Origin of the sequence: Sorangium sp. So ce302 (assembly GCF_051530145.1) — a bacterium.
In the GTDB taxonomy this organism is placed as follows: domain Bacteria; phylum Myxococcota_A; class Polyangia; order Polyangiales; family Polyangiaceae; genus Sorangium; species Sorangium cellulosum_B.
The window spans coordinates 13,034,117-13,055,294 of sequence record NZ_CP150326.1 but is presented as its reverse complement, the minus strand read 5'-3'; the positions used below and the strand labels follow the sequence as shown (position 1 = coordinate 13,055,294).

Below are 21,178 nucleotides of genomic sequence, written 5' to 3'. Positions count from 1 at the left end.
AGGCGAGTGCCCCCCGGTGCAAGGAGAGCGCGCGGCAGAAGCGCGGCGAGCGCGGCAAGGGAGCCGCGGGCAGGCGAGCCGCGAACCGAGATCTCCTGGGCAGAGGCGCAGGGGGCGGGCCCGCGCGGTTGGGGGAAACGCGATGAACTTGGACGATCTCGACCCGATGGCGTATGCACGGAGGTTGCGGCGGAGAAGGAGCCCGCCGCGGGGGCTCGGCGCGGGCGCCGATTCCTCTAGGTTCGACCGCACCGACCCTGAACACCGCCGCGGACCGCGGCGGCCGCCCGGCCGTACCGGCGGCCGGGCGGGCGTGGCCGTCCCGCCATGTCCCTCGCCGCTCGCCTCCTGCTCGCCTTCGGGCTCGTCGCGATCATCGCGACGGCGTTCGTCGGGCTGACCCTCCGCGAGGCGTCGCGCGAGATCATCGAGGGCGGCTTCGCCGAGCGGATCGACGCGGCGCATGCAGGCGTCCGGCGGCAGCTCGCGTGGGAGGCCGACGCGCTGCGCGACCTCCTGCCGCCGCTCTGCCGGCACGACACGTTCGTCGACAAGGCCCACGTCGAGCTCGAGCGCGCCAAGGGCGACCCGGACGCGATGGACCCCGGGAGCCGCATCGCCCTCGGGCGGCTGGTCCCGAGCCAGGCCAAGGCGCTGCGCCTCGACGAGCTGTCGCTCGTCGCGGGCGACGGGAGCGTCCTGGGGGCCGAGGACGCCGCGCGCATCGGCGCGCGCGACAAGCGGCTCGCGGAGCTGATCCAGGCCCCCGGGGGCGCGCCGCGGCTCCGGCCGGCGAAGGCGGGCGGCGAGCCGTCGCTGGAGGTCCACTGCGCCCTGTCGAGCCACGGGGTGACCATCGGCCTCGTGGGGGCGCGGCGGATCGGCCCGGTCCTCGCGCGGATCGGCGAGGCGTACCATGTGCGCCTCACGGCGGCGCGGGAGGGGGAGCTCGCCCCTCAGAGCAGCGAGGCGGAGGTCGTGCGCGTCCTCCATTTCGCGGAGATCCCGGGCCTTGACGTTGTCGCGTCTGTTCCGCGCGATCCGCTGAGGCAGGCGCTCGCGCGGCTGGATCGCGCGATCGCGCTGACGGGCGCCACGGTGCTGGCGATCGCCGTCGCGATGGCCGTCGTGCTGGCGCGCAGCCTGTCGCGGCCGCTCGTGGCGCTGGCCCGCGAGACGCGCGAGGTGATGAGCGGCGCGCCGCGGCGCGTGGAGGGGCGCGGGGGGCGGGAGATCGCGGATCTCGCGGCGGCGTTCAACGCGACCATCGACGAGCTCGCGGCGATGCGCAAGCGCCTGGCCGCGACCGAGCGCATCGCCGCGCGGCGCGAGGTCGCGCGCCAGATCGCCCACGAGATCAAGAACCCGCTGGCGCCCATCCGTGCGGCGGTGGAGACGCTGCGCCGGCTCCGTCAGCGCGACGACCCGGCGTTCGACGACTACTTCGCGGAGGCGACGTCGACGGTCCTGAACGAGGTGCACCGGATCGCGAACATCGTGACCGAGTTCACCCAGTTCGCGCGCCTGCCGCCGCCGAACCTCACGCCCATCGACCTCGTCGCGGTCGCGCGCGGGGTGGTCACGCTGCACGCCGCCCCGGCGTCGGGCGAGGCGACCTCCGGCGCGGGCGCGACCTCCGGCGCGCCGTCGCCGCGCGTGGAGCTCGTGGCGGATCCGATCCCGGAGGTCTCGGCCGATCGCGATCAGCTGATCCAGGTCCTCACGAACCTGGTCCAGAACGGGCTGGACGCCGCGAGCGCCATCCGGCGCGACCCGCGCGTCTCGGTGACGATCGGCCCGCTGCCGAACGACCGCGTGCGGATCGTGGTGCGCGACAACGGCCCGGGCGTGGCCGAGGAAATGGTGCCGCGCCTGTTCGAGCCCTACGCGACCAGCAAGGACAAGGGGACGGGGTTAGGCCTCGCGATCGCGCAGCGGATCGTGTTCGAGCACGGCGGTGAGATCACCTACCGCAAGGCCAAGAAGGGGGGCGCTGTCTTCGAGATCTGGCTGCCCATCGCGGGCCCTCCTCTCCTGGAGAAGCCGCTGGGTGACACCACGGTGCGACCGCGGCCGCAGGCGCCGCGGTCGGGGGCGTGAGGGGCGGCTAGAGAGGCTGGTTGTCGTATTCGCAGGCCGAGCTGCAGCCGTCGCCGCTCGTGTTGTTCGCGTCGTCGCACTCCTCGTACAGGCTCTGCCGCACGCCGTCGCCGCAGTACGGCCCGTAGATGCACCCCGGCGCGCACTTGCCGTAGCCGCCGGTGTTGTTGCCGTCCCCGTCGTCGCACTGCTCGGGGCCGTTGACCACGCCGTCGCCGCAGCGCGGGCCGTAGACGCAGCTCGGGCCGCACTCGCCGTAGCCGCCGTCGTTCACGCCGTCGTCGCACTTCTCGCCGAGGTCGGCCTGCACCACCGAATCGCCGCACTGGGCACCCTTGCGGCAGTTCTCGCTGCAGCCGGTCGCCTCGTTCGGGGGATCGCACTGCTCGCCCCACTCCTCGTCGATGTGGCTGTCGCCGCACTGGGCCGCCGGCGTGCAGTCGGGGAAGCAGCTGCCGTAGAAGCCGTCGTTCACGCCGTCGTCGCAGGTCTCAGCGCCGTTGACGGCCGCGTCGCCGCAGTACGGCCCGTACGAGCAGTGCTGCGTGCACCCGTTGTAAGCGCCGTTGTTGTCGGCCTCGCCGAGGTCGCAGTCCTCCTCGTCGGGCTGCACCACGCCGTCGCCGCAGCGCGGGCCGTAGAGGCACATCAGCGCGCACTCGCCGTAGCCGCCGTCGTTGACGCCGTCGTCGCACTCCTCGCCGTAGCTCGCCTGCACCACCGCGTCGCCGCAGAGCGCCCCGAGCTGGCAGCCCACGCAGTTCGGGTCGGCCGGGTCGTCGCACTCCTCACCCCACTCCTCGTCGACGTTGCCGTCGCCGCACCGCGGGGCGGGCGTGCAGTTCGGGTTGCACGTGCCGTAGAAGCCGTCGTTGCTGCCGTTGTCGCACTGCTCGGGGCCGTTCGTCGCGCCGTCGCCGCAGTACGGCCCGATCTCGCACTCGCGCGTGCAGCCGCCGTAGCCGTTCGCCGTGTTGCCGGAGCCGAGGTCGCACGCCTCGTACGGCGCGTTGACCGCGCCGTCGCCGCACCGGGGCGGGGCCACGCACCCCGGCGCGCAGGCGTTCGAGGCGTTGGCGTACGCGCTGTTGTTGATCCCGTTGTCGCAGGTCTCCGGGCCGTTCCTCTGACCGTCGCCGCAGTACGGCCCGAGCTGGCAGTTGTTGCACTGGCCGTAGCCCGTCCCGTTCTCGCTGCCGTCGTCGCACTCCTCGCCCGGCGTCACGACCGGCTCGTCGACCCCGCACTGCGGCGAGCACACCGACGTGCCGGCGCTGAAGCCCGACAGCGTGAGCTGGTAGTTCGACCCGACGACGTGGCGCTCGGCCTGGAACACCGCGATCTCGTAGACCTTGCCCGGCTCGAGGTTCAGGTCGACCTCGTAGGGGGTGCGGGCGTCCGCCGGGCAGGCGTTCTGGGTGCACGGGGTCACGCGGGCGTCGCCGTTGTCCAGGATGGTCACGCTCTCCTGGAGCTGCCCGTGAATGCCGCCGATGTCCGCGGTCAGCGTGTTCTTGATGAACACCCAGACGTCGTCGTCACCGAAGAAGGTGAGCACCGGATCGGCCGCGGCGCCGTTCGGATTGAACTGGAACCAGTACCGGACCTCGCTCGTGAAGTAGTAGTTGTGCGAGGGGTTGCTCTGCTGCGCCTTCTCCAGCCCGGCGGAGACCAGGTTGCTGAGCACGGGATCGCCATTCGGCGGGGTGGGGTCCACCGGCCAGAACGGGCTCCGCTGGTACACGTACCTGCCGGCCTGCGGGGTCAGCTCGATGGTGGTGACGAGCGTCCTGTTGTACGTCGGGTTGTCCCGGTACCACCACTGGAAGTTGTTCTGCCCCGTGGTCCAGCCGTTCGCGTCGCTCGGCGTGACGAAGGCGGGGCCGAACCTGCTGACGGGCTTGCCGGCGGCGTCGAGCGTCGGCTGGACCATCTTGTCGATCTGATTGCCGCTGGGATCGATCTCGAAATCGAAGTGCCCGACGAGGGTGTCCGTCAGGTTGTTGTCGCACGCGGTGTTGCTGACGTTGCGGTCGTACGAGGTCGGGCACCAGCCGATGAAGTCGCGGATGACCATCGGCAGCCGCATCTCGGTGGGCTGAACGGTGCAGGCGTAGCCCGGCTCGATCGTGCACGTGGCGGAGCAGCCGTCGCCGCTCGCGGTGTTGCCGTCGTCGCACGCCTCGGTGGCGTCGCCGGGCAGGAGGATGCCGTCGCCGCACTTCGAGATGCACGCGCCGCCGCTGCAGTCCGGCTCGCCCTTGCAGTCCGGCGTGCAGAGGTCGCGCCAGTTGCCGTTGCCGTCGTCGCAGGCCTCGGTGCCCTCGCGGACGCCGTTGCCGCAAACGGAGTAGCCCGTGCAGTCCTGGGGCACGGCGTTGGTGCACACCCGCCCGGGCTCGATGCGGCACGTATCGTCGCAGCCGCCGCCGGAGACGAGATCGTTGTCGTCGCACTGCTCTGCGCCGCGCTTGAGCCCGTCGCCGCAGATGGTCTTGCAGGGGAACCCGACGCGCGAGCAGTCCCAGCCCACCTCGATCGTCTGGCAATCGGCGCTGCAGCCGTCGCCGCTCGCCGGGGGCTGCTTCCCGTCGTCGCACACCTCGGTGCCGCCGATCTTGCCGTCGCCGCACACGGGCGGCGGCGGCGGGGTGCAGCGCCCGCCCGCCGGCGGGCACGTCCAGCCGACCTCGATCTTGCACTGCGCGGTGCAGCCGTCGCCGCCCTCAGGGGACGTCCCCCCGCCGTCGTCGCACTGCTCGCCGAGCTGCACAACGCCGTCGCCGCAATAGGTCCTCACGGTGCAGGCCTGGCCGGGCTTGCAGACCCAGCCCTCCTCGAGCCGGCAGTCCGCGGAGCAGCCGTCGCCGCTCGCCGGCGGGTCGTCGCCGTCATCGCACTGCTCGTTGCCGCTCACGCGGCCGTCGCCGCACAGGTAGAGCGGGATGCACGGCTCGCCCGGCTCGAGGCACACGTACGCCGGGTCCTTCACCTGGCAGTCGGCGGAGCAGCCGTCGCCATCCGCGGCGTTGCCGTCGTCACAGAGCTCGCCCGGCTGCACCTTGCCGTCGCCGCACTCGATCAGCCGCACGCAGGGCGATCCGGGGGTCGGGCAGTTGTAATAGGGCTCCTGCCGGCACAGGCTCGAGCAGCCGTCGCCGCTCGCGGTGTTGCCGTCGTCGCACCCCTCGCCTGTCTCCTTGGCGCCGTTGCCGCAGACCGGCAGCCGCGTACACGGCTGATCGGGCCGGCTGCACTGGAACCCCGCCTCGCGCTTGCACTCCGCGCTGCAGCCGTCGCCGGACGCAGGCGGGTCGTCGCCGTCCTCGCACTCCTCCGAGCCGTTCACGCGGCCGTCGCCGCAGTCGTAGAGCAGGATGCACGGCTCGCCCGGCTTCGGGCACACGTACGAGGGGTCGACGTAGTAACAGTCGGCGCTGCAGCCGTCGCCATCGACGTTGTTGCCGTCGTCGCAGAACTCGCCGGGGTCGACGACGCCGTCGCCGCACGCGATGGTCAGCTCGCAAGGCTGACCGGCCGTCGGACACTCCCAGTAAGGCTCGACCTGGCACTGCCCAGAACAGCCGTCGCCCGGCAGCGTATTGCCGTCGTCGCAGGCCTCGGACGCCTGGTTCAGCGCCGCGTCCCCGCAGGCGGGGTCGGGAGGCAGGAAGCACTCGGGGGGCGGATCGTCGACCTCGCACGGGTCCGGCTCGCCGCCGCCGTTGCCGCCGAGGCCGATGCCGCTGCCCACCGTGAACTCGGGCTCACCGCCGGTGCCGCCGGCGCCGCCGACGCCAGGCGCGCCGCCGCCGGAGTTCGCGCCGCTCCCGGAGCCGGTCGCATCGCTCGTGGTCGCGCCGCCCCCGCCGCAAGCGACCGTGATCTGAAGCAATCCCACCGCCAAAGCCAGATAAGAAGTCCTTAAACCCACGGCCACCTCGATAACGCACGTTGCGCTCTTCCCGAGCAAACGGCGCTAGACACACTTTATCGTAAAAGTGCACCCCCGCTCCAGGCGAAATCGGCGGCGCTGCTGTGCTCGGCGCAGCTCTTCATCCTGCTCACCGCCGGTAGCCGACGTGGTTCTGCGCCTTGGTTCTGCGCCCAGGCGTCCACCTCGGTTCTGCACCTTGGTCTCGGCGCAAATTTCGATAATAATGTCTATTTCCACCGTGACTTAACTCGGCTTCTGCCGACGAGCTCGCGGCTTGATGTCGAATCGAGCACGGCCGGAGTTCGATCTTGACATCGCCGGGCGCGCTGCGGATCAGGGCGGCGGCGAGGTTTACGCGGGCCAGCCGCCGCTCACCCGGCGATCACCATGATCTCGGTCGCCTTGATGAGCGCCTGCACCTGCTTGCCGACGGAGAGGCCGAGCTCCTTCGCCGCGTCGCTCGTGATGACCGCGACGAGCTCCGTGCCCCCCGGCCCCTCCATCACGACCTTGGCCATCACGTCGCCCACCACGAGCTCCGTGATCTTCCCGGGGATCTTGTTCCTGCCGCTGATCTGCATCTCCTGCCTCCTCCCGCGCGATCCTACCGCGGAGCGGCCGGGGCGCCGGTCCGCGCCGCGGCCCGGCGGGCGCCGCGGCAGCTCAGGCCGCCTGCGACTGCCCACCTCGGGGCGGACGCGACTGGCCGTCTCAGGCAGGCAGCGACTGCCCGTCGATCCGACCCGGCCTGCGCCGCGCGACCTCGATCCCCGAGATGCAGACGGCCAGCCACACGGTGCCTGCGGCGAACCCCGCGAGCACGTCGCTCAGGTAGTGCACGCCGAGGTACATGCGGCTGAAGCCCATCGCCACGGTCCAGCCGAGCGCGAGCGCGACGAGCACGAGGCGAGCGCGCAGCGTCCGGAGGAGCAGGAGGCCCAGGTACGAGAGCATGCCAAAGGCGACGAACGTGCCCATCGAGTGTCCGCTCGGGAAGCTCCACCCCGCGGCCACCGCGAGCGGATCGGCGAACGTCGGACGCGGCCGGGCGAACAGGGCCTTGAGCGCGAAGTTGAGGAGCCCGCCGCCGGCGAGCGCGAAGAGCCACCCGACCGCGAGGACCCGCCGGCCCCGCCTCAGCAGCGCCGCGGCCACGACGACCGCGAGCAGCGCGAGCGCCCAGAAGCTGCCGAGGAGGGTGAACGCGCGGAGCGCCGCCACGCCGGCGCGGCTCGACGACGCGTGGAGCGCGCGCGCGAGCGCGAGATCGACGTCCACGATCGGCTCGCCCTCGCGCACCCCCTCCGCGAGCGCGACGAACACGAGCGCGGCCATGCTGAGCACCAGCCCGAGGCCGAGGTGGATCACGAGGTACTCGGCCGCGGAGAGCTCGCGGAGCACCCTCGCGACCGCGGGGAACCGGGCCGAGAGGCGCTGCGTGGCCGGGTGCGCGGCCGCCGCGGCGTAGGCCCGGACGGCCCACGCCCACAGCGCCCGCGCGTGGCGGTCGGAGAAGCGCGCGACGGCGACGAGCCCGAGGAGCACCCCCACCGTTCCGATCAAGAGCAGCGCGAGCAGCAGCAAGGGCCGCGCGCCGACCGCCGAGGCCAGCTGCTCGGCGGGGAGGTCCAGCGCTTCCATGCCGGAGCTCTATAGCGGGGCGCATCTTCGTGCGCCACGGGCTCATCCCCGTCGTCCGGCTCGGTGCGGCGTACGTTCGATCTCGCTCAGGGGACGAGCGACACGACGGCTTCCGGCGTCGCGAGATCGCTGATGTTGGCGACCCGGATCTCGTCCTCGGAGACGGAGTAGACGTAATCCTCCATGAAGACGCTCCGCTTCACGAACGACGTCGCGTTGCTCCACCAGCTCCCGCAGCTCGGGCCGTTTCCGTCCGCGCTCGCGTCGGGCAGCGGGTGGGGCACGCCGCCGACGGACGTGAAGCCCGCGCCGGTATCCACCTTGTAGACGAGCAGCCCGCTGAACGTCATCGTGTCGCCGAAGTCGCCGCCGCTCCCGCCCTCGCAGATGACCATGGGGATCCCGAGCAGCCCCCGCTGGGTGAAGTAGTTGAACGCGAGGTGGTTGGTCGCGGCGTCGCTCGCGGAGCCGCGCGTCCCGATCACCTCCTTGTGCGTGAGCGTCGGCGCGTCGAGGTCCGTCACGTCGAAGATCTGGAGCATGATCCCCTGGAACCACGCGAAGTCGCCCTGATCGTCGGCGTCGTAGCCGATGCTCATGACGTGCCCCTCGTCGATCATGTGCATGTAGGTCGAGAAGCCGGGGATCTTCAGCTCGCCGCGCACCCTCGGCGCCTCGGGATCCGAGAAGTCGATGGTGTAGAGCGGGTCGGTCTTCTTGAAGGTCACGACGAACCCGACGTCGCCGTAGAAGCGGGCGGATCGGATGTCCTCGCCGGGCGCGAGCTGGTCCACCATCCCCTTGACCACGAGCGCGCCGCCCTCCTGCTTCAGCGACGCGACGGTGTTGTGCGTGTCCGGATCGGGCAGGTGCCCGGTGGTGGTCGCGATGCGGAGATAGCCCTCGTGCTCGCTGAGGGCGAACTGGTTGAGCACGCGCCCCTTCACGACGCCGCTCCCCAGGTACGCGCTCGGCGCCGCGCGCTCGCTCAGCGCGAACTTGTGGAGGGTCGTCGCGTCGGGCGTCGTCTCGCCGTCGTCGTAGAACCAGCCGTACGTCTCGCCGTACTGGTGCCGGCTCGCCACGTAGAGAGAGTCCGCGGTCGCGTAGACGGCGCCGGGCCTGCCCACGATCGTCGTCTGGCCGAGCGCCTCGGTGCCGAGCTCGGTCGAGACGACCGAGAGGAAGCTCTGCCCGTCGCCCGTGTTCGACAGGTAGAAGTTCTCGCAGCTCGCGAACGGGGCGTCGCTCCTCGGGTGCGCCACGCCGTCCCGGTACAGCGTGTCTTCCACGGTGGGCAGCTGGATGTCGAGCGGGGCCGCGTCGATCACGGCGAGGTTCTTCTCCACGAGCTTGTCGTACGCGCTGTTCACGGCGGCCACCGTGGACGGGTTGACCCCCTGCTCGGACAGGGTGCAGACATCGATGCCCTCTGGCCAGGTAGAGAGTCCCTCCACCACCGGCTCGGGGGAGGCCACGACCGTGTGCACCGCGCTCCCGATGCGCCGGGCGTTGAGGAACGATCCGGAGAACTTCAGCGTCCGCACGACGGCCGGCGCCGTGAGATCGCTGATGTCGAGCTCGGTGACCATGAGCGGCGTGCCGTCGCCCGTGAACTCGCAATCGTATCCGTACGTGCACTCACCGCCGTGATAAGGGAGCTCGCCGTCAGGCGACGAGGACGGGGACAGCGACGAGTACACGAGGGCGCGCTTCTCGTGGACGAAGAGCTTCTTCGGATCCCCCTCGATCGCGACCGACGCGACGCGGTGCGTGTCGGCGGCGGGCCACGCGTCGAAGATCTGGAATTGCCCGTGGGCCAGGATGTAGACGTGCTCTCCGTCGTTCTTGATGAAGTCGGCCTCGTCGACGTCCGCCTCCTGCGTGTTGGTCGTCGAATACTCCGTGGCAGCCCCGTCGTCGTCTCCCCCTGCCTCCTCGCCCGGCGCCGAGACGGGCCCTCCCGTGGAGGAGGAGGAGCCGGAGGAGGCGGATGCGACGACCCCGCCGTCCGCTCCGGACCAGTAGCACCCCTCCTCGAGCTGCTGCAGGGCGGACTTCCGCGCCACGTCGACCGACTTTATCATGTTCTGCTTCAGCCGTTCGCGAAGCAGCGCCTCGACATCGTCACAGCTCGTTGCGGGCGTGAGGGCGCTCTGTGCCAGGCCCGTCTCCGCGGGCCCGCCAGATCCGCCCGATCCGCTCGAGCAGGCGGCGAAGCCGGCGCCGAGCGCAAGCAGAGAAACAAGCGTACAACCCCTGTAGAATGATCGCATGTGAGTCTCCGTGTCCATCTGTCGTTCGGATCGATGGCCTCAGGAGAAGCACTCGACATGCCGAGCCATTTTATTAGCAATAACGGGCAGATACGATGGGTACCGTTTGGCACATGCCGGCACAAACTGCGCCCAGCCCCTCATCGGGCCGGCGCGCAGGCGCCAGAGGGCCCAGGACGAAGTGAGTAGGAAGAGGAACGCCGCGGTGACACGGGGGCTCGGACGAGGCAGGGTGGGGTCGAGAGGAGCACGAGGAGGGAGTGATGCAGGCGTGATGAAGAAGCTGGAGCTCGAGTCGTATGCTGCGCAGGCCGCCCGCTGGCCCTCGGCGGGACGCCACATCCTCGCGCAGTTCGACGCCGAGACCATCGTGGTCTACCAGGCGTACCGTCCGTCGATCGCGCGTCACGCGGCCCTGCATCAACGGCTCGGAGGGCCGGAGTTCAGCTTTGACCGCATGAGCTGGATCAAGCCGAATTTCCTCTGGATGATGTTCCGCTCGGGCTGGGGCACGAAGCCCGACCAGGAGGCGGTGCTGGCCATCCGCATCCAGCGCGCGGGGTTCGACGCGATCCTGGCGGCCGCGGTGCCGTCGAGCTTCGTGCCCGAGCTGCACCCGAGCGAGGAGGCGTGGAAGAGCGACCTCCAGGGCTCGGACGTGCGGCTCCAGTGGGATCCGGACCACCATCCGTCGGGCGCTCCGGTCGCGCGGAGGGCGATCCAGCTCGGTCTGCGGGGCGCGACGCTGCGGCGGTTCGCCGAGGAGTGGACGGTGGGCGTGGAGGACGTCTCGGCGCTCGTGGCGGAGCAGAGGGAGGTGCTGCGCGGCCGGGGTGCCGGGCAGATCGAGATCCCGCGGGAAGAGGTGTATTGGCCGACAGCGGCGGAGGCAGCGAGGCGGGTTGGGATAGAGCGCTGGGGGGCGTAGCGGGACGACGAGCCCTGGCCACGGTAGCGGCGCTTCCCTACTGTCGGCGCCAATGGCTTCCAGCTCTCTCGGCTTCGCCGAGTCCCGCCAGCAGCGCATCGCCCACGTCCTGCTGTTCGTCACCCCGGCGCTGTTCACCACCAACATGCTGCTGGCGCGCGCCACGGCGGATTTCATCCCGCCCGTGGCGCTGGCGGAGCTTCGATGGATGGGCGTCGCGCTGGTGCTGCTCCCCTTCTGCGGCCGTGAATTGTGGCGCAACCGCGCCGCGCTACGGCGCGACTGGGCCCGATATGCCCTGCTCGGGCTGCTGGGCATGGGCATCTGCGGCGCCGGCGTCTATTATGGCGCCGCCACCACAACGGCCACCAATATCGGCCTGATTTACGCCGTCTCGCCGGTGATCATCATCCTGCTGTCGCGGGCCATGTTCGGAGAGCGGCTCAGTCGGCGCCAGGGCCTGGGCGCCGCGCTGGCGCTGACCGGCGTGCTGGTCATCGTGCTGCGCGGCGACCCGGCGGCGCTGCTGGCGCTCAGCTTCAGCACCGGTGACCTGATGATCCTTGGCGCCGCGATCTCCTGGGCGCTTTACACGGTGCTGCTGAAGCGATGGCCCGATCCGCTGGGGGTCCAGGCGCGGCTCACCGCGATCGCGCTGGCCGGGGCGATCCTCCTTTTGCCGCCGCTCGGCTGGGAGCTGGCCAGCCGCGGGGCGCCGCATTTCGACCTGCGCACCATCGCCACCGCGGTGACCCTGGTCCTGGTGCCGGGCGTCGGCGCCTATGCCACGTACAGCTATATCACCGAGCATCTCGGCCCCAGCCGCACTGGCCTGTTGCTCTACCTGTCGCCGGTCTATACCGCCGTGCTGGCGTGGCTGCTCCTCGGCGAGGCGTTTGCCCTCTACCATTGGCTCGGCGCGGCGCTCGTCTTGCCGGGCCTCTTCTTCGCCACCCACAAGCCGAAGGCGACCTGAATACCCCGCGCTTGGCGACCCGACCCCTGCCCGAGCGGCTGCGCTCGGCCGAGCTGCCGCCGCCCGGCGGCCCCGGGGGCCGCTCCCGCCGGCGCGCGCCCTGACGCGTCGCGCTCTCCATGATCTTGCCGTGCCCTCCATGATCTCGCGGATCTTGCGCGGCGCCCCCTCGTGCGCAGGTTCTCTCCCGGCGCCTGCGGGCTCCCGGTGCTGGGCTCGGCGCCTGCTTGACAGAATCCTCCAACAGCACCAGACAGATCCCTCCACATGATGACGAAGACCACCCTGCCCGTCGTGCTCATGACAGCCCTCGCCGTCGCGGCCGCCGGCTGCGATTCCAGCGGCAGCGGCGGGCGGTCCAGGGAGCGCTGGGCGACCACCGAGAACACCAGCGTCGAGCTCGACTTCGACAAGGTCAACGAAGCCTTCAAGGCGGCCGAGGGGCCCGAGGACTTCGAGCGGCGCGTCAACGAGATCTACCAGGGGAGCGAGGTCATCAGCGTCGCCGTACAGGACCTGGACGCCAAGACGCAGGTCGTCACCGGGTTCTTCGACAAGAACAGCGACGGCGGCGTGCAGGACCCCGAGAAGGTGTTCACGATCCGCCGTGACGTCTCGGGCGAAGGCGCCGCGCAGATCCAGACGTCCGGGTTCGGCCCCTACGGGTACTACCACTCGCCGGTGATGAGCCTGGCGTCGGGCATGCTCCTCGGCGCCATGGTGTCGTCGGCGCTGCGCCCGAATTACGTGCCGGTGTACACGCAGCCGTACACCACGCCGCCCGGCCGCGCGCCCGATCTGCGATCCCACCGCGAGGCGTACCGCGCCTCGAACCCGTCCAGCGTCGACAGCAGCAAGTCGTCGCAGACCGGGCGGCGCTACAACAACGCCGGCGGCAGCCGCTTCGGGAGCGGCAAGTCCGGCGCCGGCTCGCGCTTCGGCGTCCGCCGCAGCGAGCGAGGCCGCAGGCCCGAGCGCCTGGTCGCGTAGCCGCGCGCCAGCCGCCGCGATGCAGCCCCTGCGAAGCATCTCCGAGCTCCCGTTCCGCTCCCGTCCCGCGCTGGAGCTGCTGAACCTCGAACAGCACCGCGACGAGCCGGACGTGGAGTCCACGCAGTTCGGCTGGTGCCGGGTGGACGCGCTCTGGCTGGATGGCCGCGCGGGTCGCGGGCCGCTCCGGCTGACCGACGCGCTCGTCGTGGCGGTGCACGCCGCGGACGAGCCGGAGGTGCTGCCCGATGACGTGGAGCTCGAGTTCTTCGTCGAGGAGGTCGCCGAGGACTACTCGGTGACCGTGCTCCTGTCGGCGTTCCTCGAGCGCTGGCTGCCGGCCGCGCTCTCCGGCGAGCGCGCTATCGTGCTCGCCATGTGCAACCCCCACGCCGCGCGCATCCGGCGGCCGGAGGCGGCGGGGCGCACCCCCGTGTACTACGCCGACGGCGACGTCGACGCGTGGCTCGACACCGACGCAGACGGTCGCCGGCATATCCGCCTCGAGGCAGAGGCCTGGCGCATCGCGGAGTGAGACGATGTTCGAAGGACGCAGACAGCCGATCGTGTCGCGCGAGCAGAAGCTGGTCTATGCCGGCATCTACGTGCTGAAGAAGATGGACCTGAAGCCCGCCGATGGAGGCATGGAGATGCCCCTCGTGCTGCCGTCCGAGCTGAGCCCGCTGGAGGACGTCCTGCAGGAGCTCGTGAACGCGGACCTCGTCGAGGTCAACCGCCGCAAGGCGCGGTTCGAGCTCACCAAGAAGGGGCTGGCCTACCTCGGCGAGATCATCGACGAGGCGGAGGCGCTGGTCGACGAGTTCGACGACGAGTCGCTCGAGGACGCGGTGGCCGAGCTCCGCAGGCGAAACGTGGACGTGCTGCGGGCCCGGTTTCTGTGGGGCTGGTACGACGGCGAGCTGGACGATCTGGTGCTCTTCCAGCAGCGCCGGGGCGCGACGCCGGTCGAGCAGTGGTGGGCAGACTACCTCATGAGCGACGCGTTCTACGAAGCGCTGAGGGGCGACTACGAGTGAGCGCGAGGGCGGCCGTCAGCGCGGGCGGGCACGCTCCCCCGTCAGCCGCGTGAGGAGCCGCGCCAGCTCGGCGCGCTCGCCTGCCGAGATCCGCGCGAGCCTTCGCCCGAAGGCGTCGTCGAGGATCGCCCGCGCCGCCTCCATCGCCTTGCGCCCCGAGCGGGTGAGCGTCAGCCGAAAGCGCCGCAGATCGCCCGCCTCCGTCTCACGCTGGACGAAGCCGGCCGCCTCCATCCGCTTCACCATGAAGGTGATCGAAGGCTTGGGCGTGATCAGCGCGCGCGCCAGCTCGGCAGGGTAAGGGTGGTCGTCGAGCTTGCCGAGGAGGAAGAACTCCTTCATCTCGAGCCCCAGCGCGCGCACCTCGGGCTCCACCTCGGCCATGACCGCCATGCTGAACTCGAAGTTCAGCGTCCAGAGCTCCCAGGGCGACGGCTTGTCCATGTTCTCTCTGCTCGCGCTTGACGATGGAGCGGTGCGGCGCTACTAGTTCAATATTGAACTGTTCGAAACGGAACAAGTTCCAGAGGTGATGCGATGCCGCTCGATCATTATGTCACGCTCGGTCGCTCAGGTCTGCGGGTGAGCCCCTTTTGCCTCGGCGCCATGACGTTCGGCGAAGACCTGGGCTGGGGGAGCAGCGTCAAGGACTCCGAAGCCATCCTCGACCGCTTCATCGAGCTCGGGGGGAACTTCATCGATACGGCGAACCTCTACACCAAAGGACACTCGGAGAAGATCATCGGGGATCACCTCGGCCACGACCGGCAGAAGCGCGACCGGCTGGTGATCGCCACGAAGTTCAGCGGAAACCTGTACGTCGGTGATCCCAACGGCGGCGGCTCGAACCGCAAATCGATCCTCGCCGCCTGCGAGCAGTCGCTCCGCCGGCTGCGCACCGACTACATCGATCTCTACTGGCTGCACAACTGGGACAAGTTCACGCCGATCGAGGAGACCATGGCGGCGCTCCACGATCTCGTCCAGTCGGGGAAGGTGCGTTATATCGGCGTGTCCGACACCCCTGCGTGGAAGGTGACGCAAGGGCAGCTGATCGCTCAGTTCCGCGGATGGGCGCCGTTCATCGGGCTGCAGATCGAGTATTCGCTCCTCGAGCGGACGGTCGAAGGGGAGCTGATCCCCATGGCCCAGGAGCTCGGGCTGGGGGTGACGCCGTGGTCGCCCTTGCGGAGCGGGATCCTGAGCGGCAAGTACACGCGGAGGAACGCCGCGACGGTCAAGCCGGAAGGGCGGCAGTGGGCCGCGGGCTACCTCGACGAGAGGAGCTACACGGTGATCGACGAGCTCGAGCGGATCGCCAAGCAGCTCGAGACCACCGTCGCGCGCGTCGCCCTCAGCTGGGTGCAGGCGCGCCCGACGGTGTCGTCCACGATCATCGGGGCGCGCACGCTGGCGCAGCTCGACGACAACGTGAGGGCGCTCGAGGTGAAGCTCACGCCGGAGCAGACGGCGGCGCTCGACGCGCTCACCGCTCCGAAGCTGAACTTCCCGGCCGAGTTCCTCGATCTGGCGCACATGATCCAGGCCGGGGGGACGACGATCAACGGTCAACCGTCGCAGCTCATCCCCTTCGGCGTCACGAAGAAGGGCGATCATTACTGACGAGTGACCTCGACCACGGCGCGATCCGCGTGACGCGAGCGCGCGGCAGGGGAGGCGCCGCCCGGGCGTTTTGATAGTCTCGCCCCTCGCCTCGTGGACACGCCCGCCCGTCGCCCGCTCTTCCCGCACCTGCCCGCGCTCGACGGGCTGCGCGGGCTCGCCCTGCTCGGCGTCCTCTTCTTCCACGCGAACGGGATGCTGCGCGGCGGCTTCCTCGGCGTCGATCTCTTCTTCGTCCTCTCGGGCTACCTCATCACGTCGCTCCTCCTCGCGGAGCACGAGGCGCGCGGCGCGATCTCGCTCAAGGACTTCTGGATCCGCCGCGCGCGCCGGCTCCTCCCGGCGCTCCTCGCGCTCGTCCCGGTGGTCGTGCTCCACGGGCGCCTCTTCGGGCCGCCGAGCGCGCTCGCCGGCCTCCGCGCCGACGTGCTCGCGACGCTCGGCTACGTCGCGAACTGGCGCGCCATCTACGCGCACAAGAGCTACTGGGAGATCTTCACGTCGCGCTCGCCGCTCGAGCACACGTGGAGCCTGGCGATCGAGGAGCAGTTCTACGTCGTCTGGCCGCTCGTCATCGTCTTCGTGCTCTCGCGGTGGTCGCGCCGCGGCGTGCTCGTCCTCACGCTGACGCTGGCCGCGCTCTCCGCGATCGCGATGCTCGTCCTCTTCGCGCCGGAGAGCACGACGCGCGTGTACATGGGCACGGACACGCGCGCCTCCGGCATCCTCCTCGGCGCCGCGCTCGCGACGGTGCTCACGCCGCGCGCCGAGCTCTCCGCGGGCGCGGTGCGCCTCCTCGACGGCGCCGGCGTCGCCTCGGCGATCGGCCTCGCGATCGCGTGGTCCGTGTTCGACGGCCAGTCGTGGCTCCTCTACCACGGCGGGTTCTGGCTCACGGAGCTCGGGGCCCTCGTCCTCATCGCGTGCGCGGTGCAGGGCTCGCGGAGCCTCGTCGCGCGCGCGCTCGCGTGGCGCCCGCTCGCGTGGGTCGGCACCATCAGCTACGGCGTCTACCTCTGGCACTGGCCGGTGCACGTGTTCGTGTCGAGCGATCGCCTGCACGGCCCCGCCCTCACCGCGCTCCGCTTCGCGATCACCTTCGCGGTCGCGCTCGTCTCCTACCGCTTCCTCGAGAGGCCGATCCGCGAGCGCGGGCTGCCGAAGGGGCGCTCGTTCTGGGCGGTGCCGGCCGGCGTCACGCTCGGTCTGCTCATCGCCGTCCGCGCGACCCACGCGCAGGACGGCGAGGCGCCGAAGGGCTCCGCGATGTTCAACGCGCTCGTCACCGCGGTCGTGAAGGACGACGTCACGTTCCGCGTCGTCGTCGTCGGCGACTCGACAGCGAACACGCTCGGCTGGGCGCTCCGCGGTCTGCACGAGCGCGGGCTCGCGGTGGACCTCCACGGGCGGGACGGCTGCACCATCATGGCGGACCTCTGCGGCATGACGGAGTGGCCCGCGCTCCTCGCGCAGGCGAAGCCCGACGCCGCGGTCCTCTACCTCGGCGGCGCCTTCATGCACGGCATCACGGCGAACGACGAGTGGACGAAGGCGTGCAAGCCGGCGTGGCACGAGCGCTTCGAGACGAACCTCGTCACGAACCTCGACAAGCTCCGGAACCCGCACGGGCGCGTCTGGATGGCGACCGTCCCCTACGCGCTCGGCGACTGGGAGACGAAGGACGTCCGCGAGCAGGTCACGTGCATCAACCGCTCGATCCGGAAGGTCGTCGCGACGCTGCCCGACGTCGCGCTCCTCGACCTCCAGGAGAACATCTGCCCCGGGGGCGAGTGCCGGCGCATGTACGAGGACGGCGCGATCCGACCCGACGGCGTGCATTTCACGATCGACGGGGCGCGCGGCGTGGCGCAGTGGACGCTCGCGGAGCTCCGCGCGAAGCCTCGCGTGACCGGCGCTGCGGCGGACCCCGGGCCGCCCCGCTGAGCGGGCAGACGCCCCGCCGACCACGAGCGCAGCGACCCCGCCGGGCACCGACCCGGCCATGACGACAGCCATCACGAGCGTGGCTGGCGCGGCTACGCGCTCCACCGGAAGACCGATCTGGAGCAGGTCAAGGCCGAGTTCACCGAGCTCAAGCACCGTGTTTACCGGCGCAAGAGCGAGAAGGTGCCGTCCATGGAGCGTGAGGTTCACCGCGGCAGGAAGAAGGATCCGTCGGAGTCACTCCGCGAGCGGCGCGAGAACGCGCTCGCGAAAGAGAGGCTCGTCGTCGATCAGCTGAAAGTCCACGTACCGACGCCGAGCGCTCCTGTCCTCACTACAAGCGATGCGACCTGCGCTTTGCCGGCGAGGGGAAGACATCGACGGGATGCGACCACGTAACTGGGCACTTCAGTGCGTCGCGTGACGGCATGTGAAACGCTCGCATGCTTACGCGGCGAGTACGTCGCCGTTTGCTTGGCTGGATGAGCACGCTGCTTTGGCTTGTACCCCTCGCGCCGCGCGAACTTCTCGGCACGCAGCCCGCTCCGTTCTCATCGCTCGACCCGCTCGGCCCACTCCGCCCTCGTCGCCGTCGCTTCTCCTTTGTCGCGATGGAATCAGGTAGCCGGCACCACGCGAACGATCGCGATGCCCTTGGCTGGTCGGATAGGGCTGCGAGACAACGGCCATTGACGCGGACACGCGCTCTTGCACCGCGCCACTCCAGGAGATCTTTGTGCCGAAGCATACCCGTCAGGGCCAGCAGCAAGCGGATGCGATCAAACGCCACACGAGCCAAGAGACTCACCTGGCACGCGATGTAGACGACGTGCGTCCCACCGACACGGTGACGTGCACCGCCACCTCGGATGCCCGGACAGCGGAGATGGCGGAGCGCGATCCTCGGATCGCGCTCCGCGACGCTGGCCATTTGTATATCCATGCGGATCTCCATTCGTCGATCGGGACGCCCGAGAGAGCGAGCCAGAGATGTAAGCAGGCCACCTCCCGCGAGAGCCTCGCGCGAGCGCTCGACCTCACGCTGCAGGGCTGCGAGCTCGCGCTTCAGCTCGCCGATCTCTCCACCTTCGTTCAGCTCGAAGCCGAGCACCACGACCGCGAGAGCATTCGGGCGGCCGAGCTGCCGGGGTGCACGGCGCTCCTCCGCGACAGCGCCTCCGACCTCGCGGGGTGGTGCCGAGGTTACATGGAGATCGTCAGCGCGGCCACCCGCGGCCTCGTCGAAGTAACCCAGGACCGCTTCTCCCTCGCCGAAGGGCACCTGGCGCACGCGAGGCACCTGGCCGAGGAACAGGCCGACGTCGTACGCTCTGGCGTCCTTGCCGAGCTGCTCGATGGCCTACTCGAGCTCACTCGCGCCCGAAAGGCCCACGCCAGCGGGCAGGAAGTCGACGCTCGGGCGCACCATCGGGGAGCTCAGCAGCGCTTTGCTCGCCTCGTGCAGCTGCGCGAGGGCAAAGGCTCGCCGGCGGCCCGCCCCACCGGATCGGACGTCAAAGCCGAAGACACAGGCACGACTCCTCGCGCCAACGGACGCGCACCGGCGGCGCCCGCAGCCGAGTGGACTGCAGATCTCGAGCTGGGTCCCGACGGCATGTGGTTCCGCGCACACGGCGGAGCGAGGGTGAGCATGCGGCGGCGCCACGCCATGCGACGGATGCTCCTTCGCCTGGTGGAGCAGCTGGCCAGGACACCGGGACAGCCCGTCGCGACGTCGGCGCTGATCGAGGTCGGCTGGCCGGACGAGCGGATCCTCCCCGGCGCGGCGATGAACCGCCTCTACAACACGATCGCGGTGCTGCGCAGCCTGGGCCTCGGCGAGATGCTGCATACCGCCGAGAGAGGGTATGTGCTGGAGCCCTCGCTCTCGCTGAGCCTCCACCCACGCAAAGCCTGAGACAAACTAAGGAACTCTAAGATCCTCCCATGACGGACTGCCAATACCGTCGACTCCAGAGCGCCGAATAAGACCGGACTCGGCCGGTGGCCGTAGGTCTCGTGATGTGCGCCAAGGAGTTTCATGTCCACCCAGTGTCAGAGACTCATCTCGGACTCGATGCCACCGGACGTGAGCAGGTACATCGCTCCGCACCACGCGCTCGGCGACGACCGCGGAGCTTCCCGCGTGTGGCAGCGAACGATGGCAGCCCACACGGCGATGCTCGACGAGCTAAGGAACCACGTCGATCCGGCGTATCTGAGAGGGTTCGCTCGCCTCGACCTGGATCCCCTCCGGGTCCCGTCCATCCAGGAGATCAGCCGCCGCGTCGAGGAGATCGGGTGGACGGCGACCTGCGTGGACGGCTATGTCCCATCGCGCGTATACGCCACTCTCCTCGCGAGGAGAGTGTTTCCGATCGCCACCTTCATGCGCAGCGAGCACCACATCGATCACGCGCCGGCGCCCGACTTCGTGCACGACGTGCTGGGACACCTACCGATGTTGTTCTGCGCTGCGTACCGCACTTACCTGCAGCGCCTCGCGCAGATGATGATCGTGGCCGGCGGAAACGACTACGACCGCTGGCTCTACGAGGCGAACCGGCACATGTCCACGCTGATGAGCCAGTCGGCGTCGCCGGAGGAGATCGCCCTGGCAGAGGCGTCGGCCCGCCGCGCCGGGATGGCCGCGAGCGCGAATCCCTCGGAGCAGTCCGAGCTCAACCGAATCTTCTTGTGGAGCGTCGAGTTTGGCCTCATCGGCACGGCCGACGAGTTCCGGCTGTTCGGCGCAGCGCTGCTCTCGTCGCACCGGGAGGGCCGCCTCGCATGCAGGGGCGACGCGCAGATCCGCCCGTACTCGATGGATGTCATCGGATACGACATCGAGTTCTCCAGCCTGCAATCCATGTATTTCGTCGCCAGCGACTACGACGTTTTCCACGAGGTTCTTACCGGCTACGAGTCCCGCATGGCGTCCCGGCGCTCGGTGGAGCGCCTGTGATGCTACCTCGAATCCTGGAGCCAGAAGCGATGGACACCGAGGAGGACGCCGCCGAGTACGCGGCGATCTCCAACGACGTCGTCAACGAGGCCTTCGCTCGGCGCGCCGTCCAGCTCGCGCCCGCCCAGGGCCGGCTGATCGACATCGGCACCGGGCCTGGCGACATCGCGATCCGCATCGCCGAGCTGTCCAGCCTCGAGGTCACGGCGATCGACCTGGCCGAGGCGATGCTCGCGATCGCGCGGCGACGCGCTGGTGCGTCGCCTGCGCGCCGCCGCATCCAGGTCGCGCGCGGCGACGCGAAGGCCACGGGGTTTCCCGAGCGCGCCTTCGATGCCGTGGTGTCGAACAGCCTGGCTCATCACCTGGCGGACCCGACCACTCTGTTCGCAGAGGCACAGCGCGTGGGCAGGCAAGGCGCGGCCATCCTGATCAAGGACCTGCTGCGACCGGCGACCCTCGGGGACCTCGAGGACCTCGTCCAGCGCTATGCCGGCGGCGACACGCCCTACCAGCGCGCGCTGTTCCGGAACTCGCTGCACGCAGCGATGACGCTGGACGAGGTTCGCGCTTGCTGCCGAAGCGCTGGGCTCGCTGAGGTCGACATCGCCCAGGTGTCCGATCGCCACTGGGTGGTCGAGCGGGCCTCTAGCCCTGAGCTGATCCAGAGCCGGGCTCACCCGCGTCTGGTGCAGTCACCCGAATGATATAGACCGCCAAGGACGTCAGGAGGACCCAGGGGGTTCATCTCGGCGCACCTG

General features: G+C 70.1%; 16 protein-coding genes. 11 read left to right on the top strand and 5 right to left on the bottom strand.

All coding sequences use genetic code 11. The features are described 5' to 3' along the window. Window positions 1-327: 327 nt before the first annotated feature. Window positions 328-2,100 (top strand): ATP-binding protein, encoded by a 1,773-nt coding sequence (locus WME73_RS49450; RefSeq protein WP_437743252.1) that lies wholly within the window; start codon window positions 328-330, stop codon window positions 2,098-2,100. Window positions 2,101-2,107: 7 nt separating this feature from the next. Here WME73_RS49450 and WME73_RS49445 read toward each other — a convergent pair whose 3' ends face one another. The 4 genes from WME73_RS49445 to WME73_RS49430 form a co-directional block, all read right to left on the bottom strand. Further along, a complete protein-coding gene (locus WME73_RS49445) occupies window positions 2,108-5,995 on the bottom strand; it encodes a DUF4215 domain-containing protein (RefSeq protein ID WP_437917517.1) in 3,888 nt (1,295 codons plus the stop codon). Window positions 5,996-6,408: 413 nt separating this feature from the next. After that, window positions 6,409-6,618, bottom strand: a complete 210-nt coding sequence (locus WME73_RS49440; RefSeq protein ID WP_437743251.1) for a TOBE domain-containing protein — start codon at window positions 6,616-6,618, stop codon at window positions 6,409-6,411. A gap of 130 nt (window positions 6,619-6,748) precedes the next feature. Next, window positions 6,749-7,678 carry a phosphatase PAP2 family protein gene (locus WME73_RS49435; RefSeq protein ID WP_437743250.1) on the bottom strand — a complete coding sequence of 310 codons (930 nt, stop codon included), beginning with the start codon at window positions 7,676-7,678 and terminating at the stop codon, window positions 6,749-6,751. A gap of 86 nt (window positions 7,679-7,764) precedes the next feature. After that, entirely contained in the window at window positions 7,765-9,765 is a 2,001-nt protein-coding gene (locus WME73_RS49430; RefSeq protein ID WP_437914134.1) for a beta-propeller domain-containing protein, read from the bottom strand. Between the two features lie 463 nt (window positions 9,766-10,228). Here WME73_RS49430 and WME73_RS49425 point away from each other — a divergent pair, with 463 nt between their 5' ends. From WME73_RS49425 to WME73_RS49405, 5 genes are all read left to right on the top strand, one after another. Beyond that, the gene (locus WME73_RS49425) at window positions 10,229-10,882 is read left to right on the top strand and encodes a DUF4291 domain-containing protein (RefSeq protein WP_437917516.1); all 654 of its coding nucleotides are present in this window, start codon (window positions 10,229-10,231) and stop codon (window positions 10,880-10,882) included. A gap of 52 nt (window positions 10,883-10,934) precedes the next feature. After that, complete coding sequence (locus tag WME73_RS49420; RefSeq protein WP_437914133.1) at window positions 10,935-11,858, top strand: DMT family transporter; 924 nt, start codon at window positions 10,935-10,937, stop codon at window positions 11,856-11,858. Between the two features lie 267 nt (window positions 11,859-12,125). Beyond that, window positions 12,126-12,848, top strand: coding sequence for a hypothetical protein (locus WME73_RS49415; RefSeq protein WP_437856316.1), 723 nt, complete (start codon window positions 12,126-12,128; stop codon window positions 12,846-12,848). A 19-nt stretch (window positions 12,849-12,867) separates the two neighbouring features. Further along, complete coding sequence (locus tag WME73_RS49410) at window positions 12,868-13,383, top strand: hypothetical protein (protein ID WP_437914132.1); 516 nt, start codon at window positions 12,868-12,870, stop codon at window positions 13,381-13,383. 4 nt (window positions 13,384-13,387) lie between these two features. Further along, window positions 13,388-13,885 (top strand): hypothetical protein, encoded by a 498-nt coding sequence (locus WME73_RS49405; protein ID WP_437743242.1) that lies wholly within the window; start codon window positions 13,388-13,390, stop codon window positions 13,883-13,885. 15 nt (window positions 13,886-13,900) lie between these two features. On the opposite strand, the gene WME73_RS49400 is transcribed toward WME73_RS49405, so the two are convergent. Further along, window positions 13,901-14,329, bottom strand: a complete 429-nt coding sequence (locus WME73_RS49400; RefSeq protein ID WP_437743241.1) for a MarR family winged helix-turn-helix transcriptional regulator — start codon at window positions 14,327-14,329, stop codon at window positions 13,901-13,903. A 93-nt stretch (window positions 14,330-14,422) separates the two neighbouring features. Here WME73_RS49400 and WME73_RS49395 point away from each other — a divergent pair, with 93 nt between their 5' ends. The 5 genes from WME73_RS49395 (at window position 14,423) to WME73_RS49375 (ending at window position 21,124) form a co-directional block, all read left to right on the top strand. Beyond that, the gene (locus tag WME73_RS49395; protein ID WP_437743240.1) at window positions 14,423-15,508 is read left to right on the top strand and encodes an aldo/keto reductase; all 1,086 of its coding nucleotides are present in this window, start codon (window positions 14,423-14,425) and stop codon (window positions 15,506-15,508) included. Window positions 15,509-15,601: 93 nt separating this feature from the next. Next, a complete protein-coding gene (locus WME73_RS49390) occupies window positions 15,602-17,452 on the top strand; it encodes a DUF459 domain-containing protein (protein ID WP_437914131.1) in 1,851 nt (616 codons plus the stop codon). Between the two features lie 1,207 nt (window positions 17,453-18,659). Next, window positions 18,660-19,370 (top strand): hypothetical protein, encoded by a 711-nt coding sequence (locus WME73_RS49385; protein ID WP_437743238.1) that lies wholly within the window; start codon window positions 18,660-18,662, stop codon window positions 19,368-19,370. Between the two features lie 123 nt (window positions 19,371-19,493). Beyond that, window positions 19,494-20,417 carry a hypothetical protein gene (locus WME73_RS49380; RefSeq protein WP_437914130.1) on the top strand — a complete coding sequence of 308 codons (924 nt, stop codon included), beginning with the start codon at window positions 19,494-19,496 and terminating at the stop codon, window positions 20,415-20,417. 29 nt (window positions 20,418-20,446) lie between these two features. Then, a complete protein-coding gene (locus tag WME73_RS49375; RefSeq protein ID WP_437914129.1) occupies window positions 20,447-21,124 on the top strand; it encodes a class I SAM-dependent methyltransferase in 678 nt (225 codons plus the stop codon). The last annotated feature ends 54 nt before the right edge of the window (window positions 21,125-21,178 follow it).